This window comes from Serratia sp. LTN-2, from assembly GCF_059740205.1.
The window spans coordinates 231,348-244,920 of the sequence record NZ_JCAXDO010000006.1; the positions used below are offsets into that span (position 1 = coordinate 231,348).

Here is a 13,573-nt window from a genome sequence, read left to right on the forward strand (position 1 = left end):
CGAAACGCCCGGCGCTGTCTCGGCCGGGCGTCATGCGGGAGCCCGGTATGAAAGGTAATCTAACGCGCACCGCTCTGGCGGCGGGAGGCATGATGGTGACGAGTGCGGTAATGGCCGGCAGTTTGGCGCTGCCGACCGCGCAGTCGCTGGCGGGGCAATGGCAGGTTGCCGACAGTGAACGGCAATGCCAAATCGAGTTTCTGGCCAGTGAGCAAAGTGAGACCAACGGCTATCAGCTGGTGGATCGGCAACGTTGTCTGCAAAGCGTGTTTGCGACCGAAGTGGCGGGCTGGCGCCCGGCGCCGGACGGCATCGCGTTGCTGAGGGAGGATGGCAGCACGCTGGCGTTCTTCTCGCGCGACGGCGATCTGTATCGCAACCAGCTGGGCGCTGATGATGCCCTGACGTTGAAAGCGCTGGCGTAATATGAAGAAACGGGTTCGGCGTGCCGAACCCGCGGCAGGTATTTACAGGTAGAGCGAGCGCACGATCAGGAAGTGGCCGGAGAAGTAGCAGAAGGCCACGATGGCGTCCGCCGCGCGGAAGGTAAAGCGGTAGCGGTTGATCAGCCAAACTACGTTGGCCAGCAGCAGCAGCGAGGTGCCGGTCAGCAGCGAAAAACCGAAATCGGTGCTGCGCAGGAAGTATTGCTCGCCTGCCAGCCAGACCATCAGCAGCGTCATCGCCACGTAGGTGACGATCGGCCAGCGCATCTCTTCCAGCCGGGTCCAGACGGTGGCCAGCAGCAGTGCGCCGATCGCCAGCAACGCCAGCGGCAGCGGCCAAAACAGGCTGAACGTCATCTGGCTGGCGAAACTCAGGGTATACAGCAGGTGGGACAGGAAAAAGGCGCCGATGGCGTACAGCACCCGTTCGCGCGGCAACAGGAGCAATGCGTCGCCGATCAGCGTCGCCAGCAGGCCGAGTACGATCAGATAGCCCGCAGCGCTGAGCACCGGCGCCTGCCAGGCCAACAGCAACAGCAGCAGCAGCGTGACGGGTTTGAACACCCAGCGCTGCCAGCGCGGCCCACGGTAAGAGGCGTCGACGAACAGCCAACCGGAAAAGAATACGGCAAGGAACGGCCAACTCATTTATGTCTTCCTTATGTATGAGGGAGCCGCAACAACCGGCTCCAAACTGTCACCAATGTCACTTCTTCATTTCAGTGTAGGTAGCCTGCCGGCGATCGACAATGCTTTCTTGCGTACGGGCGGCGGCCGGTCTGTTTGGCAGTTTCTCTTGTGAGTAGCATTCTGGCAAGGGGGAGTATGCGCTATCGCATTTTGAATGCGGTGCTAAAAAAAAGCGAGGAGGTATTCCCTCCTCGTTTTACTATCGATATCGGTGGTACGGCATTATTTTTTCGTGGCAATTTTTGCGATGACTTTTCCAAAATCCGCCTGCTGATGTTTTCTTTTCAGAATGGTACAGGTTCTATCAACGCCACCGGATTTAATTTTCAGCTTAAATGATTGAGGCTTGTCTTGTATCAGCGTGACGTCACTTATTGGCATGATAAACGTTTCGGCATATAGCGCCGGGGTGATGATCAAATTATCTTGTGAGACGCCGATCATAATGCGGTTTTCCAAGCGGAATGAATTGATCAATGCCACCACTCCGGCGACGACCACCACCCAACCGACGTTGATACCGAGCAGGGCGATAACGATGCCGAGGACGATACATAATATCCCGGATAATGAAAATTGCTTCACATTGAATCCCAGGCTGACATCAAGCGGAGGGTAAGCGCTGGCGTTGAAGAGCGTCAACCCCCGGTTGTAACGCCATTCATAACTGAACAGATAGCCGATGAAGAAGATCATGCTCAGTGGCAACATCATGACGGTGGCGATGAAGGCGAGCACACGGCCCGTTTTCGGCGCTTTAGATAAAAGCAACAGGCTGATAACCTGCATAGGTATTGATATTGCAAATATAATAAGAACTATTTTAATGAAATCTTCAAGGAGCAGCTCTTCATAGCTGCTTAATACGCCATTCTGAGATAAATAAAACTGGGTGATTGCAGCCAGAATGATATTGATCGCCAGGCCTGTCCAAGCTAATTTGCTTATTTTTACCATGTCAAATCCGTTTGATTAAGATCGATTGTTTAGCAGGTCTTTATGTTGCCATTCAGAATTAGAGGGGTGCTAATATATTTCCGGATTTAGGCTAGCATAATAATTAACCATTTCCAAACAGAGAAACGTTGTGAACATCTATAATAGATTGGCGGAGCAAGTTCTTACAGCTTTGTCCCCCTTCGGGAGAGCATAGAGTTTCACGTCAGGTTGTGCAGGTGTGCTATGTTTACGCTGATTTAGCCGTGAAGGAAATGGGAAACCGATGAGTAAGCCACCGTTATTTTTTGTCGCCGTGATTGCGTTGATCGCCGTGCTGGCCACGCAACGCTACTTCAAGCAGCGGCAGCAGGAGGCGGAAAACGATCGCGCGCCGATGCGCAGTCTGCAGGTGACGGTGAGCGACAAACGCGGGGTGCCGGTCACCAAGACCCGCGCGCCGCAGCGCGAGCCGTTGGTCAATGAACCGATGAATTACGAGGTGGTGTTCAGCCCGGTACAGGGAGGTGAAGACATCCAGTTGCGGCTGAAGCAATGGCAGTACAACCCGATAGAAAAGGGCGCGCAGGGCACGTTGAACATGCAGGGCACGCGCTTCGTCTCGTTCACCGCTCAGCCGTAGCGGTCACTTCTTCTTGATGGGCGGCTGTTTCTTTTGCCAGGCCAGCAGCTCGAACACGCCAAAGATAAAGATCTTGGCCTCTTGCCAGTAGCTGATCGGCTGATCCTTCGGCTGGGTGGATTTCAACAGCACCAGTTGCAGGCCGTGCATCACCACCATAAAGAACAGCGCCACGTCGATGAAATACTTCAGCGGCTTGGGAAATGGATGGAACAGGTTAGAGAGCAGGAAGCCCCACACGCACAGCATCAGCAGGCGGCCCAGATTAATCAGCATGGTCGGTTTTCTCTTGCGAACGAATATAAAGGCGATAGGCCACCTGGCCGGCGACCTTTTCCCGGTGCAGCTGCCAGCTGGCAGGCACGTCCGCCGCGGCGCTCTCCGCCTCGGCTTCTACATAGATCCAGGCCTCGTCGGCCAGCCAGCCACGTTGCTCCAGCAACAGGGCGGTTTCCGCCAGCAGGCCTTTGCGAAACGGCGGATCGAGGAACACCACGTCGAACGGTTGGCCATCGCCCGCCAGCCAGCTCAGCGCGTTGGTGTTGATAACTACCCCTTTGCCCTGCAGCAGCGCCAGATTTTTTTCCAGTTGCTGCGCCACCGGCCGTTCGAATTCCAGCAGCGTGGCGCTGCCGGCATAGCGCGACAGCGCCTCCAGCCCCAATGCGCCGCTGCCGGCGAAACAGTCGAGGCAGCGTGCGCCCTGAATCACCGGCGCCAGCCAGTTGAACAGGGTTTCGCGTACCCGATCGGTGGTGGGGCGCAGCCCCGGGCTGTTCGGCACCGGGAGTTTGCGACCGCGCCATTGGCCGCCGATGATGCGGATCTGTCCGGCTGCGGCCTGGGGCGGTTTTTTGGCCGCCGCCCGTGGCGAGAGTCTTGTCATAAGCGTTGTTTGGTTTCTTTCGCGGCGCGGGGCCGCCGAGGTTAACGAAAAGTTGTCCCTATTCTACCGGTGACGGGCGTCGGGGGGAACGGTAAAACGTTGTTGTCTGATTTCACGCCGGAAAGCATGCCGGATGCGTGTTGCTGCGCGAGGGAAAGTGATAGACTCGGCGGATTATTGTCAGCATATATCCTTCAGGTATGTAGGGTAAGCGAGCCTTCGGTACGGAGTAGAGTCATAACATGGCAAAAGATAAGAAACGTGGGTTTTTCTCCTGGCTGGGCTTTGGCCAGAAGGAGAAGGAAGAAGAGCAACAGCAACCTGAGCCGTCGGTAGAGCAGGCGGAACCTCAGGCCGCGGAGACGCCGGCTGAACCGGTCGCCGCCAAGCTGGACGACAAGCTCCCCGCCCAGGAATCTGAACCTGCCGCCTCCGTCGACACCCCGGGAGAGTGGGATAACGGTCAGGCCGGCGAGCAAATCGCGGAAAATCTGCCTGCGGCGGCCGAGCATCCGGCGGCGCAAGCGCTGGCCGAAGAGATCGTCAGCGTTACCGAACAGGTGGCGGCGCAGCAGCAACCTGTCACCGAACCCGAGCCGGTCGTCGAGCCAGAGCCGGTCGTTGAACCCGAGCCGGTCGTTGAGCCTGAGCCGGTCGTTGAACCCGAGCCGGTTGTCGAGCTAGAGCCGGTCGTTGAGCCTGAGCCGGTCGTCGAACCTGAGCCTGTTGTCGAGCCAGAGCCGGTTGTCGAACCCGAGCCTGTTGTCGAGCCAGAGCCGGTCGTCGAACCCGAGCCGGTCGTTGAGCCTGAGCCGGTTGTTGAGCCTGAGCCGGTCGTTGAGCCTGAGCCGGTCGTCGAACCTGAGCCGGTTGTTGAACCCGAGCCAGTCGTTGAGCCAGAGCCGGAAGCGGAAGAAGAGCCGCTGGAACCCGTCGTGCCGGCCGCTGCGCAAGAGCAAGAGCGCCCGACCAAAGAGGGCTTCTTCGCGCGCCTGAAGCGCAGCCTGCTGAAGACCAAGCAGAACCTCGGCTCCGGCTTTATGGGGCTGTTCCGCGGCAAAAAGATCGACGACGACCTGTTCGACGAGCTGGAAGAACAGCTGCTGATCGCCGACGTTGGCGTGGACACCACGCGCAAGATCATCACCTCCCTGACTCAGCACGCCAGCCGCAAGCAGCTGAAAGACGCCGAAGCGCTGTACGGCAAGCTGAAGGAGGAAATGTCCGAAATTCTGGCCAAGGTCGATCAGCCGCTGGATGTCAGCGGGAAAACCCCGTATGTCATCCTGATGGTCGGCGTGAATGGCGTGGGTAAAACCACCACCATCGGTAAACTGGCGCGCCAGTTCCAGGCGGAAGGCAAGTCGGTGATGCTGGCGGCGGGGGACACCTTCCGCGCCGCGGCGGTGGAGCAGCTGCAGGTGTGGGGCGAGCGCAACCGCATTCCGGTGGTGGCGCAGCATACCGGCGCGGATTCCGCTTCGGTGATCTTCGATGCGGTGCAGGCCGCCAAGGCGCGTGGCATCGATGTCTTGATCGCCGACACCGCCGGCCGTCTGCAGAACAAATCGCATCTGATGGAAGAGCTGAAGAAGATCGTCCGCGTCATGAAAAAACTGGACGACCAGGCCCCCCATGAGGTTATGCTGACGCTCGATGCCAGCACCGGCCAGAATGCGGTCAGCCAGGCGAAATTATTTAATGAAGCCGTGGGCTTAACCGGTATCACGCTGACTAAACTGGACGGTACCGCCAAGGGCGGGGTGATCTTCGCCATCGCCGATCAGTTCGGTATCCCGATTCGCTATATCGGCGTCGGGGAAGGCATCGAAGATTTGCGGCCGTTTAAGGCTGACGATTTTATTGAGGCACTTTTTGCCCGAGAGGATTAATACGGATGATTCGCTTTGAACAGGTCAGTAAAGCTTATCTGGGCGGACGGCAAGCGCTGCAGGGGGTAGATTTCCATCTGCGCCCAGCGGAAATGGCGTTTCTGACCGGCCATTCCGGCGCGGGGAAAAGTACCCTGCTGAAACTGATTTGCGGTATCGAACGGCCCAGCGCCGGCCACATCTGGTTTGGCGGTCACGACATCAGCCGTTTGAAAAACCGCGAGGTGCCGTTCCTGCGCCGGCAGATCGGCATGATCTTCCAGGATCACCACCTGCTGCTGGATCGCACGGTGTATGACAACGTGGCGATGCCGCTGATCATCGCCGGTGCCAGCACCGAAGACATCCGTCGCCGCGTCTCCGCCGCGCTGGATAAGGTCGGTCTGCTGGATAAAGCGAAGAACTTCCCGATTCAGCTGTCTGGCGGTGAGCAGCAGCGTGTGGGCATCGCCCGTGCGGTGGTGAACAAACCGGCGGTGCTGCTGGCGGATGAACCGACCGGTAACCTGGACGATGCGCTGTCGGAAGGCATTCTGCGCCTGTTTGAAGAATTCAACCGCGTCGGCGTGACCGTCCTGATGGCGACGCACGACACCGGGCTTATCGCCCGCCGCAATTACCGCATCCTGACGCTGAGCCAGGGCCGCATGCAAGGGGGCGCTCACCATGGCCAATAACGCAAAAACCGCCAAGAGCAAGGCGCTGCGCGGCGGCTGGCGCGAACAGTGGCGTTATGCCTGGATGAACGCCATCAAAGACATGCTGCGTCAGCCGTTGGCGACGCTGCTGACGGTGATGGTGATCGCCATTTCCCTGACGCTGCCGAGCGTGTGCTACATCGTGTGGAAAAACGTCAGCACCGCGGCCAGCCAGTGGTACCCGACGCCGCAGTTGACGGTCTACCTGGATAAATCGCTCGATGACGACGCGGCGCTGAAAGTGCTCGACGCCATCAAGGCGGAAGCCGGGGTGGAGAAAGTGAACTACCTGTCGCGTGAAGAAGCGCGCGGCGAATTCCGCAACTGGTCGGGCTTTGGCGGCGCGCTGGACATGCTGGAGGAGAACCCGCTGCCGGCGGTGGCGATCGTCACGCCGAAGCTGAGCTTCCAGAGTTCGGACACCCTCAACACCCTGCGCGATCGCGTAGCGGCGGTGCAGGGCGTGGAGGAAGTGCGTATGGATGACAGCTGGTTTGCCCGCCTGGCGGCGCTGACCGGCCTGGCGGGCCAGATCGCGGCGATCATCGGCGTGCTGATGATCGTGGCGGTGTTCCTGGTGATCGGCAACAGCGTGCGTCTGAGCATTTTCAGCCGTCGCGACACCATCAACGTGATGAAGCTGATCGGCGCCACCGACGGCTTTATTCTGCGGCCGTTCCTCAACGGCGGAGCGATGCTGGGCTTTGCCGGCGCGCTGCTGTCGCTGGTGCTGTCCGGCGCGCTGGTGTGGCAGCTTGAGTCGGTGGTCACCGGCGTAGCCAAAGTGTTCGGCACCACCTTCACCCTGCACGGGCTGGGTTGGGATGAGGCGCTGCTGCTGCTGATCATCTCCGCGATGATCGGTTGGATCGCCGCCTGGCTGGCGACGGTGCAACATTTACGCCGATTTACACCACAGTAAGATTTTTTTGGTATACTCTTCTCCTGCTGCTTTTGATCGCGTTGCGGGAGAAGAGTGACCTCAAGCGAAGTCAGCACCACCCTCTCTTCTTAGCGCACAAATTCCCTATCGGCCTGTACCCTCGTCACGTATTGTCAGCAACAATGCTTGCAAAAAAGGGTGAACTTATAGGGCGGAGTACGGTCAAAAATTGCAGCAAATGTTAAGGTGCCCGGCGTGTGGAACCGCTTTTGCTTCAGCAACTGCCGTAGAATCAATCATTTCCCCGCTGTAATAATCACCTGCATGATTTTGTATTCTCATAGAGAGGGTTTGAATGACCAAAGAAATGCAAACTTTAGCCTTAGTACCCCAAGGTAGCTTGGAAGCCTATATCCGGGCAGCCAACGCCTATCCGATGCTGACGGCAGAGGAAGAGCGGGAGCTGGCTGAACGGCTGCATTATCAGGGCGATCTGGATGCCGCTAAGCAGCTCATCCTGTCTCACCTGCGCTTTGTCGCTCATATTGCCCGCAACTATTCAGGCTATGGTCTGCCACAGGCGGATCTGATTCAGGAAGGCAATATCGGCCTGATGAAAGCCGTTCGCCGCTTCAACCCTGAAGTCGGCGTGCGTCTGGTTTCCTTTGCGGTGCATTGGATTAAGGCGGAAATCCACGAGTACGTATTGCGCAACTGGCGCATCGTAAAAGTGGCGACCACCAAAGCGCAGCGCAAGCTGTTCTTTAACCTGCGCAAAACCAAACAGCGTTTGGGCTGGTTCAACCAGGATGAAGTGGAACTGGTGGCCCGCGAGCTGGGCGTAACCAGCAAAGACGTGCGCGAGATGGAATCTCGTATGGCGGCGCAGGACATGACTTTCGATCCGACTCCGGACGACGAGGCCCGCGACGGCCAGTCGATGGCGCCGGTGCTGTACCTGCAGGACAAGAGTTCTGACTTCGCCGAAGGCATCGAGGAAGATAACTGGGAAAGCAACGCCGCAGACAAGCTGGCCTATGCGCTGGAAGGTCTGGACGAGCGTAGCCAGCATATCATTCGTGCCCGTTGGCTGGACGACGACAACAAGTCGACGTTGCAGGAGCTGGCCGATCAGTATGGCGTTTCCGCCGAGCGCGTGCGCCAGTTGGAAAAGAACGCCATGAAGAAACTGAAAATGGCGATCGAAGCCTGAGTTGACGCGATATTCGAAAAAAAGCCCGGCAAGCCGGGCTTTTTCATGCCTGAAATCCGGCGTTATGGCGCTACGGTGGCGAAGTCCGGCGCCGGGCAGTCGTAGCCGAATTTCGCCGCCCACGGGTAGCGGGTGCCGGTGTTGATGTAGCGCTGATAAAGCGCCCGGCCGGTTTTGGCGTCGCGCTTGATCACCCAACTGGCGGCGTTACACAGCACGGCGGCGTAGGCCTGGCTCTTCGGCGGCAGCAAATCGGCCGCCTGTTGCGCCAGCCCCACCGCCTGCCAGCGATAGTGCAGGAAACGGTTGTCTTCCGGCGGCAACGCCGCCTTGGCGCGCGCCGCTTCTGCGCTGTCGATCCAGCTTTTATGCTTCAGCTCGCGAGTATCGAACGCATCCCCCAGATAGGAATAGCCGGCGCCATAGATGGCGTAGTCCGGCGTCATCTCATAGCCGGTAAATTCCAGCCCCTGGGCGCGCAGCAGGTTGGCAGCGCGATAGTAAGCCTGCGCACGCGCCAGCGGTGCGGCGGATTTGTCCTTGGCGGCCTTCAGCTCGTCGGCGTACTGCTGCGCCGCCTGCCGGTAGTTGGGGATATCGAAGTAGGCCAGCGCCTCCGGGGCTCTTCCTACGCGCATCAGCCGCCGCGCCAGCAGTTCGCGCAGCTGCACCTCCGGTGTGATCTGCTGGCCGCCGTAGTCGTCCGGGTTAACCGGCTTGAGTGGCGTCGTCGGCGCCGGGACGTGCTTATCGACAAAGCCTTTCAACTCATCGACGGTCAGCACCCGCTCCGCCACATCGGCCACGTCGGCCCAATAGAGTGCTTTGCCGCGATACAGCAGGTCCATCGCCTGCAGATAGTCGCCGCGGTTCAGCGCCAGAATGGCCTGTTCGCCGGCCACCCGGCATTCGGGCACGATGGTTTCCGCGACAAAGTCGGCGTTGCGCTGTTCGCCCCAGCTTTCGTCGGCGGGGAACGCGCTTGCCGCCTTGGCGTAGGCTGCGCTGGCGGCCTTCACGTCGCCGTCGCGCAGCGCCATTTTCGCGCGCAGCCACCATGCGAGGCCGCTGTCACCGGCGTTTTTCAGCAGGCTTGCCGCCATCGGGTACTGGCCGGAGCGGTAAGCCAATGCCGCCAGTCGATCGCTGCCGGCGAAGCCGCTTTTCACGGAGCCATCCAGCAGCGCCAGGATCTGGCTGATGATCTGCGCGGAGCGGCTGTTACCATCGGTATCTGCCATTTGCAGGTTGCCGCTGCGGGCGAATAGCTCAATGGTTACCAACTGCTGGATCAAGGGATCGCCGATCGCCTGTTTCAGCGTGTCCAAATGATCGGGATTGACCAGGAAGCTGGAGACGTACTGCAACGACTGCCCGCCGCTCGGATCGCCCTGCGCCGCCTGCAGTGCGTACAGGTGGGCGGCAGGGGTGACCTCACCCAGCCACAGATGGATGCGCGCCTGCTGCCCAAGGCTGCTCAGCGCCAGCTGATCGGGATCGGCGGCGCCGCCTTTCACCCGGTCGATCACCTGCTGGAATGCCGCCAGCGCCTGTTCAAGTTCGGCTTTGGGCGGATGCTCGGCGGCGGGAGCCGCTTCACCAGATTCATTGACCGGCGTACCGTGGTCATCCATCAATACCCGCCCCAGCGAATACTGCGCCCGCAGTCCCCAATCGCCCTGCTCGGCGGCCGGCAGCTTCAACACCTGCTGGAAATAGTCTGTGGCGCGCGGATCGTGGCTGGCGAAAGCGACGGCCCCCAATTGATAAAGACGCGCGGCGTTGGATAACCCCTGTGTATTGACGGCGTCAGCTTCTTCCACCGTATTGGCGGCGCGCATTTTGCCGATCGCCACCGTTTCCAGCGACTGCGGCATCGGTTTCGGCGGCATCGGCGGCGGCGGGGCCTGCCAGTGCGGCAACTGACTGTCCGCCGGCACCAGCCGGCCGGCTTCGAAGGCGAAATTGCCCTCCGGCATATACAGCAGGGTGCCGTTGCGGTCGATCAGCAGCCGGTTAGGGAAATCCGGGCCGCAGGCATAGCCGTTCAGCGGCAGCGTCAGCGCGGCGCCGATCAGCATGGCCAGCGGAAGAAGGCGGCGGGTGTTCCGTGCCGCGCGCGTATCAAGGTGTGACAAGGGTGCCTCCTGGCGTCAGTTGTTGGCAGCGCAGCCAGCCCAGCGGCCGGGATTGCCCGGCGCGCAGCTGATCGCTGCTGATGCGGATAAAACGCTGCCGTTGCGGTGCGGATTCCAACCGGTAGCTACCGACCGCGTCCGCCGCCAGACAGTCGTCGGCGCGGATGAGCACTTCTTGCGGCAGCGGGGCGTCCACCGGCCCGTTGTTATGAATTATCAGATCATACAGCCCGTTTTGCTGTGGCTGAGGCCTAAATTTTACCTGCCAGTCGACGTTCAGTGACCGCCGTTCGATCACCGCTCGTAGCGTAGCGAGCGACCAGGCGCGCCGATCGTCCGCCAGCGGCAAGCGGAACCAGATAATGCCGCGCAGCCGGGGCGGCGTTTGCTGCGTCAGCGTTTGCAGAAAATCGGCGATCTGCCGCGGCGCGACCGTCAGCTCGCGGCCGTTGCCCGCCACGCGCAGCGAGGATTCGCTCTCCACCTGTGCGCCCTGCGCATCAAAACCCAGCAGCGCCATGCCATAGGCCGGCAGCGCGACGCGAAACGGCTTCGGTGTGACGGCGGCGTACTGCCGTACCCAGCGCAGCGCCAGCGGGCCGTCAAACAGCCCTTGCTGCGGTGAGAGCACCGCGTGTACCTGCAGGACGGAGCTATCGGCCTGTTGCAGTACGCCGGGCAGGTCGGGTGAGCCGATCCAGGCCGGCAGGGCGGTAATGCCGAGTTGCAAAGAGGCGGGCAGCCGTTGGCGCAGCCGCTGCAGAAAACGTTGATAGTCGGGCAGGCGAGCGGTGGCGGCGTCATGATCGATCTCGACGCCGGTGACGTGGAGCCCGGCCGTCTGCCAGCGCTGGGCCAGCGCCAGCAGACGCTGGATAATGGCCGCCTGGTCCAACTGCGGCAGCTGGCCGTCAAGGCGTGCCACCAGCCACAGCGGGCGGCCGTCCTGCCGCAGCAAGCGAAGGTCGGCCGGGATTTCTCGCCAACCTTCGCCTGGATGCACCTGCAATGCCAATACTCGCAGCTCGGTGAACAGATCACGGCTGTGCGCCAGCGCATCGGCGTGTTGCGGCGTCCAGACCCGCTGCCAGACATAAACCTGCTGATCCCAGACAGGGGGCAGGCGCAGCGCCTGCTGGCGCCCGGCGAACCAGGCCGCCAACCCCAGCGCAATCAGCACCAGCGCCGCCAGACGGCGTTTCATTTTTGCCAGAGATCGCCCTGCGGTGCGAAGCCGCAGGCGCGCATGAAGTTATCGACTTCGCCGCGTTCGCGCGGCGTCAGACCGGCAGTCGACAGCTGCCAGTGGGCTGCCTGCGGCAGCTGACGCTGCGCATCCTGCACCAGGTAAAGACCGACGCCGCGGCGGCGCGTCACTTCACGGACCAGCAAATCCTGCAGCTCGGCGCGGTCGTCCTGCAGCACGATTTTTACCGCGCCCAGCAGGCGCTCGTTAAAGCGGGCGGCGAACAGCGCTTTGCCGTCGTTCAGCCAGTTCTGCCACTGTTCCGGCTGCTGGTGCGGCCAAATTTTACCGAGGTCGATAAGGTCTTGCGGGGACAGCGCGGTCAGGCGCTCGATGGTCAGTTTCATGCAGAATTTCCGCGCAGCTAAATGATGCCGACAGTGTAATAGATCTTGTGCAGAGCGTTGTGTAAGTTTTTCTGTACGATTACTGTGCAATATGTTTTTTGCACGGGGCATTTTCCGAGTAAATAGTTAGTAAAGGGATTGTTAACCAGCACAACGCGCTACGCCTCAAGGTAAACAGCGCAGATTTAATTCGAATTTTATCCTGTTTACACCGCTTGTTTCTGCCGGATGAAGTTGATTTGCAGCAGAAAATTCCTGTTTAATGGCATGAAAAATAAAGTCTTATTAGAAAATAATGCCGACAAAACGCCTAAATCATTATTACTTATAACAAAAGCGGTCAATAACGATCGGGCGCAGGCAAACACAACAGGTACGTTCACAACGACAGATGGGGATTTGCGGATGAAATTAACAACAGGTAAGGCACTGCTGGCGGGTTGTATTGCGATGGCCATGAGCCAGGCGGCCATGGCGAAAGACATCAAGGTGGCGATCGTCGGGGCGATGTCCGGTCCGGTGGCGCAGTATGGCGACATGGAGTTTACCGGCGCACGCCAGGCGATCGCCGACATCAACGCCAAGGGCGGCATCAAGGGCGACAAGCTGGTCGGTGTCGAATACGACGACGCCTGCGACCCGAAACAGGCGGTTGCGGTCGCCAACAAGGTGATCAACGACGGCATTCGCTACGTAATCGGCCACCTGTGCTCCTCTTCCACCCAGCCGGCGTCCGATATCTATGAAGACGAAGGCGTGATCATGATTACCCCGGCGGCTACCAACGCCGATCTGACCACCCGCGGCTACAAGATGATCCTGCGCACCACCGGCCTGGATTCGGATCAGGGTCCGACCGCCGCCAAGTACATCCTCAGCGACATCAAACCGAAGCGCATCGCCGTGGTGCACGATAAGCAGCAATACGGCGAAGGCCTGGCGCGCTCGGTGCGCGACAGTCTGAAGAAACAGGGCACCGAAGTGGCAATGTTCGAAGGCATCACTGCCGGCGACAAAGACTTCTCCACCCTGGTGGCGCGCCTGAAGAAAGAAAATATCGATTTCGTGTATTTCGGCGGTTACTACCCGGAAATGGGCCAGATCCTGCGTCAGGCCAAACAGGCCGGGTTGACCACCCGCTTCATGGGGCCGGAAGGCGTGGGTAACTCCTCGCTGTCCAACATCGCTGGCGCCGCCTCGGAAGGCATGCTGGTGACGCTGCCGAAACGCTACGATCAGGTGCCCGCCAACCAGCCGATCGTCGATGCGTTGAAAGCCAAGAAGCTGGATCCGACCGGCCCGTTCGTCTGGACCACCTATGCCGCGCTGCAGTCGCTGACCACCGGCATGGAGCGCAGCGGCAGCCAGGAACCGGCGGACATCGTCAAGGATCTGAAAACCGGCAAGCCGGTGGACACCGTGATGGGGCCGTTGAGCTGGGATGACAAGGGCGACCTGAAAGGCTTCGAGTTCGGCGTGTTCGAGTGGCATGCCAACGGCACATCCACACCGATCAAATAAGCCATAATGATTAGGGTGGGGCGCAGCGCGCTGC

The 13,573-nt window shown here is 60.0% G+C and carries 14 protein-coding genes; 7 read left to right on the forward strand and 7 right to left on the reverse strand.

Annotation, left to right across the window (positions count from 1 at the left end; genetic code table 11):
* Nucleotides 1-47: 47 nt before the first annotated feature.
* Complete coding sequence (locus tag AC6BYQ_RS14575) at nucleotides 48-425, forward strand: AprI/Inh family metalloprotease inhibitor (RefSeq protein WP_025160390.1); 378 nt, start codon at nucleotides 48-50, stop codon at nucleotides 423-425.
* 42 nt (nucleotides 426-467) lie between these two features.
* Here AC6BYQ_RS14575 and AC6BYQ_RS14580 read toward each other — a convergent pair whose 3' ends face one another.
* Nucleotides 468-1,094: a lysoplasmalogenase gene (locus AC6BYQ_RS14580; RefSeq protein WP_019452518.1), complete on the reverse strand. Its 627-nt coding sequence runs from the start codon at nucleotides 1,092-1,094 to the stop codon at nucleotides 468-470.
* Nucleotides 1,095-1,358: 264 nt separating this feature from the next.
* Nucleotides 1,359-2,093, reverse strand: coding sequence for a hypothetical protein (locus AC6BYQ_RS14585; RefSeq protein WP_498057088.1), 735 nt, complete (start codon nucleotides 2,091-2,093; stop codon nucleotides 1,359-1,361).
* A gap of 265 nt (nucleotides 2,094-2,358) precedes the next feature.
* On the opposite strand from AC6BYQ_RS14585, the gene AC6BYQ_RS14590 reads away from it, so the two are divergent.
* Nucleotides 2,359-2,715: a DUF2500 domain-containing protein gene (locus AC6BYQ_RS14590; RefSeq protein WP_498057089.1), complete on the forward strand. Its 357-nt coding sequence runs from the start codon at nucleotides 2,359-2,361 to the stop codon at nucleotides 2,713-2,715.
* Nucleotides 2,716-2,718: 3 nt separating this feature from the next.
* Here AC6BYQ_RS14590 and AC6BYQ_RS14595 read toward each other — a convergent pair whose 3' ends face one another.
* Entirely contained in the window at nucleotides 2,719-2,991 is a 273-nt protein-coding gene (locus tag AC6BYQ_RS14595) for a DUF1145 family protein (RefSeq protein ID WP_004934327.1), read from the reverse strand.
* Nucleotides 2,981-3,601, reverse strand: coding sequence for a 16S rRNA (guanine(966)-N(2))-methyltransferase (rsmD, locus tag AC6BYQ_RS14600; RefSeq protein WP_049186124.1), 621 nt, complete (start codon nucleotides 3,599-3,601; stop codon nucleotides 2,981-2,983). Before rsmD ends, AC6BYQ_RS14595 begins: the two co-directional genes overlap by 11 nt.
* A 242-nt stretch (nucleotides 3,602-3,843) precedes the next feature.
* Between rsmD and ftsY the strand changes: the two genes are divergently transcribed.
* From ftsY to rpoH, 4 genes are all read left to right on the forward strand, one after another.
* On the forward strand, nucleotides 3,844-5,493 hold the full coding sequence (gene ftsY / locus AC6BYQ_RS14605) for a signal recognition particle-docking protein FtsY (protein WP_498057090.1): 1,650 nt from the start codon (nucleotides 3,844-3,846) through the stop codon (nucleotides 5,491-5,493).
* A 5-nt stretch (nucleotides 5,494-5,498) separates the two neighbouring features.
* Complete coding sequence (gene ftsE, locus AC6BYQ_RS14610) at nucleotides 5,499-6,170, forward strand: cell division ATP-binding protein FtsE (protein WP_004934337.1); 672 nt, start codon at nucleotides 5,499-5,501, stop codon at nucleotides 6,168-6,170.
* Nucleotides 6,160-7,113: a permease-like cell division protein FtsX gene (ftsX, locus tag AC6BYQ_RS14615; RefSeq protein ID WP_019455313.1), complete on the forward strand. Its 954-nt coding sequence runs from the start codon at nucleotides 6,160-6,162 to the stop codon at nucleotides 7,111-7,113. Before ftsE ends, ftsX begins: the two co-directional genes overlap by 11 nt.
* Nucleotides 7,114-7,429: 316 nt before the next feature.
* Entirely contained in the window at nucleotides 7,430-8,287 is an 858-nt protein-coding gene (gene rpoH / locus AC6BYQ_RS14620; RefSeq protein ID WP_004934345.1) for an RNA polymerase sigma factor RpoH, read from the forward strand.
* Nucleotides 8,288-8,349: 62 nt separating this feature from the next.
* On the opposite strand, the gene AC6BYQ_RS14625 is transcribed toward rpoH, so the two are convergent.
* From AC6BYQ_RS14625 to panM, 3 genes are read right to left on the reverse strand one after another with little or no spacing between them, the layout of a single operon-like run.
* Nucleotides 8,350-10,368, reverse strand: a complete 2,019-nt coding sequence (locus AC6BYQ_RS14625; RefSeq protein WP_498057101.1) for a hypothetical protein — start codon at nucleotides 10,366-10,368, stop codon at nucleotides 8,350-8,352.
* 43 nt (nucleotides 10,369-10,411) lie between these two features.
* Nucleotides 10,412-11,629 (reverse strand): DUF3142 domain-containing protein, encoded by a 1,218-nt coding sequence (locus AC6BYQ_RS14630; protein ID WP_435981643.1) that lies wholly within the window; start codon nucleotides 11,627-11,629, stop codon nucleotides 10,412-10,414.
* Entirely contained in the window at nucleotides 11,626-12,018 is a 393-nt protein-coding gene (gene panM, locus AC6BYQ_RS14635; protein ID WP_019455310.1) for an aspartate 1-decarboxylase autocleavage activator PanM, read from the reverse strand. Before panM ends, AC6BYQ_RS14630 begins: the two co-directional genes overlap by 4 nt.
* 405 nt (nucleotides 12,019-12,423) lie before the next feature.
* On the opposite strand from panM, the gene AC6BYQ_RS14640 reads away from it, so the two are divergent.
* Complete coding sequence (locus AC6BYQ_RS14640; protein WP_015376289.1) at nucleotides 12,424-13,539, forward strand: branched-chain amino acid ABC transporter substrate-binding protein; 1,116 nt, start codon at nucleotides 12,424-12,426, stop codon at nucleotides 13,537-13,539.
* Nucleotides 13,540-13,573 lie beyond the last annotated feature (34 nt).

What these genes read in the sequence shown, in the direction of transcription:
- AC6BYQ_RS14640 (WP_015376289.1), top strand. Translation starts at nt 12,424, where the DNA reads ATGAAATTAACAACAGGTAAGGCACTGCTGGCGGGTTGTATTGCGATG.
- panM (WP_019455310.1), bottom strand. Translation starts at nt 12,018, where the DNA reads ATGAAACTGACCATCGAGCGCCTGACCGCGCTGTCCCCGCAAGACCTT.
- ftsX (WP_019455313.1), top strand. Translation starts at nt 6,160, where the DNA reads ATGGCCAATAACGCAAAAACCGCCAAGAGCAAGGCGCTGCGCGGCGGC.
- AC6BYQ_RS14630 (WP_435981643.1), bottom strand. Translation starts at nt 11,629, where the DNA reads ATGAAACGCCGTCTGGCGGCGCTGGTGCTGATTGCGCTGGGGTTGGCG.
- AC6BYQ_RS14580 (WP_019452518.1), bottom strand. Translation starts at nt 1,094, where the DNA reads ATGAGTTGGCCGTTCCTTGCCGTATTCTTTTCCGGTTGGCTGTTCGTC.
- ftsY (WP_498057090.1), top strand. Translation starts at nt 3,844, where the DNA reads ATGGCAAAAGATAAGAAACGTGGGTTTTTCTCCTGGCTGGGCTTTGGC.
- AC6BYQ_RS14585 (WP_498057088.1), bottom strand. Translation starts at nt 2,093, where the DNA reads ATGGTAAAAATAAGCAAATTAGCTTGGACAGGCCTGGCGATCAATATC.
- AC6BYQ_RS14595 (WP_004934327.1), bottom strand. Translation starts at nt 2,991, where the DNA reads ATGCTGATTAATCTGGGCCGCCTGCTGATGCTGTGCGTGTGGGGCTTC.
- rsmD (WP_049186124.1), bottom strand. Translation starts at nt 3,601, where the DNA reads ATGACAAGACTCTCGCCACGGGCGGCGGCCAAAAAACCGCCCCAGGCC.
- AC6BYQ_RS14575 (WP_025160390.1), top strand. Translation starts at nt 48, where the DNA reads ATGAAAGGTAATCTAACGCGCACCGCTCTGGCGGCGGGAGGCATGATG.
- AC6BYQ_RS14625 (WP_498057101.1), bottom strand. Translation starts at nt 10,368, where the DNA reads ATGCTGATCGGCGCCGCGCTGACGCTGCCGCTGAACGGCTATGCCTGC.
- ftsE (WP_004934337.1), top strand. Translation starts at nt 5,499, where the DNA reads ATGATTCGCTTTGAACAGGTCAGTAAAGCTTATCTGGGCGGACGGCAA.
- AC6BYQ_RS14590 (WP_498057089.1), top strand. Translation starts at nt 2,359, where the DNA reads ATGAGTAAGCCACCGTTATTTTTTGTCGCCGTGATTGCGTTGATCGCC.
- rpoH (WP_004934345.1), top strand. Translation starts at nt 7,430, where the DNA reads ATGACCAAAGAAATGCAAACTTTAGCCTTAGTACCCCAAGGTAGCTTG.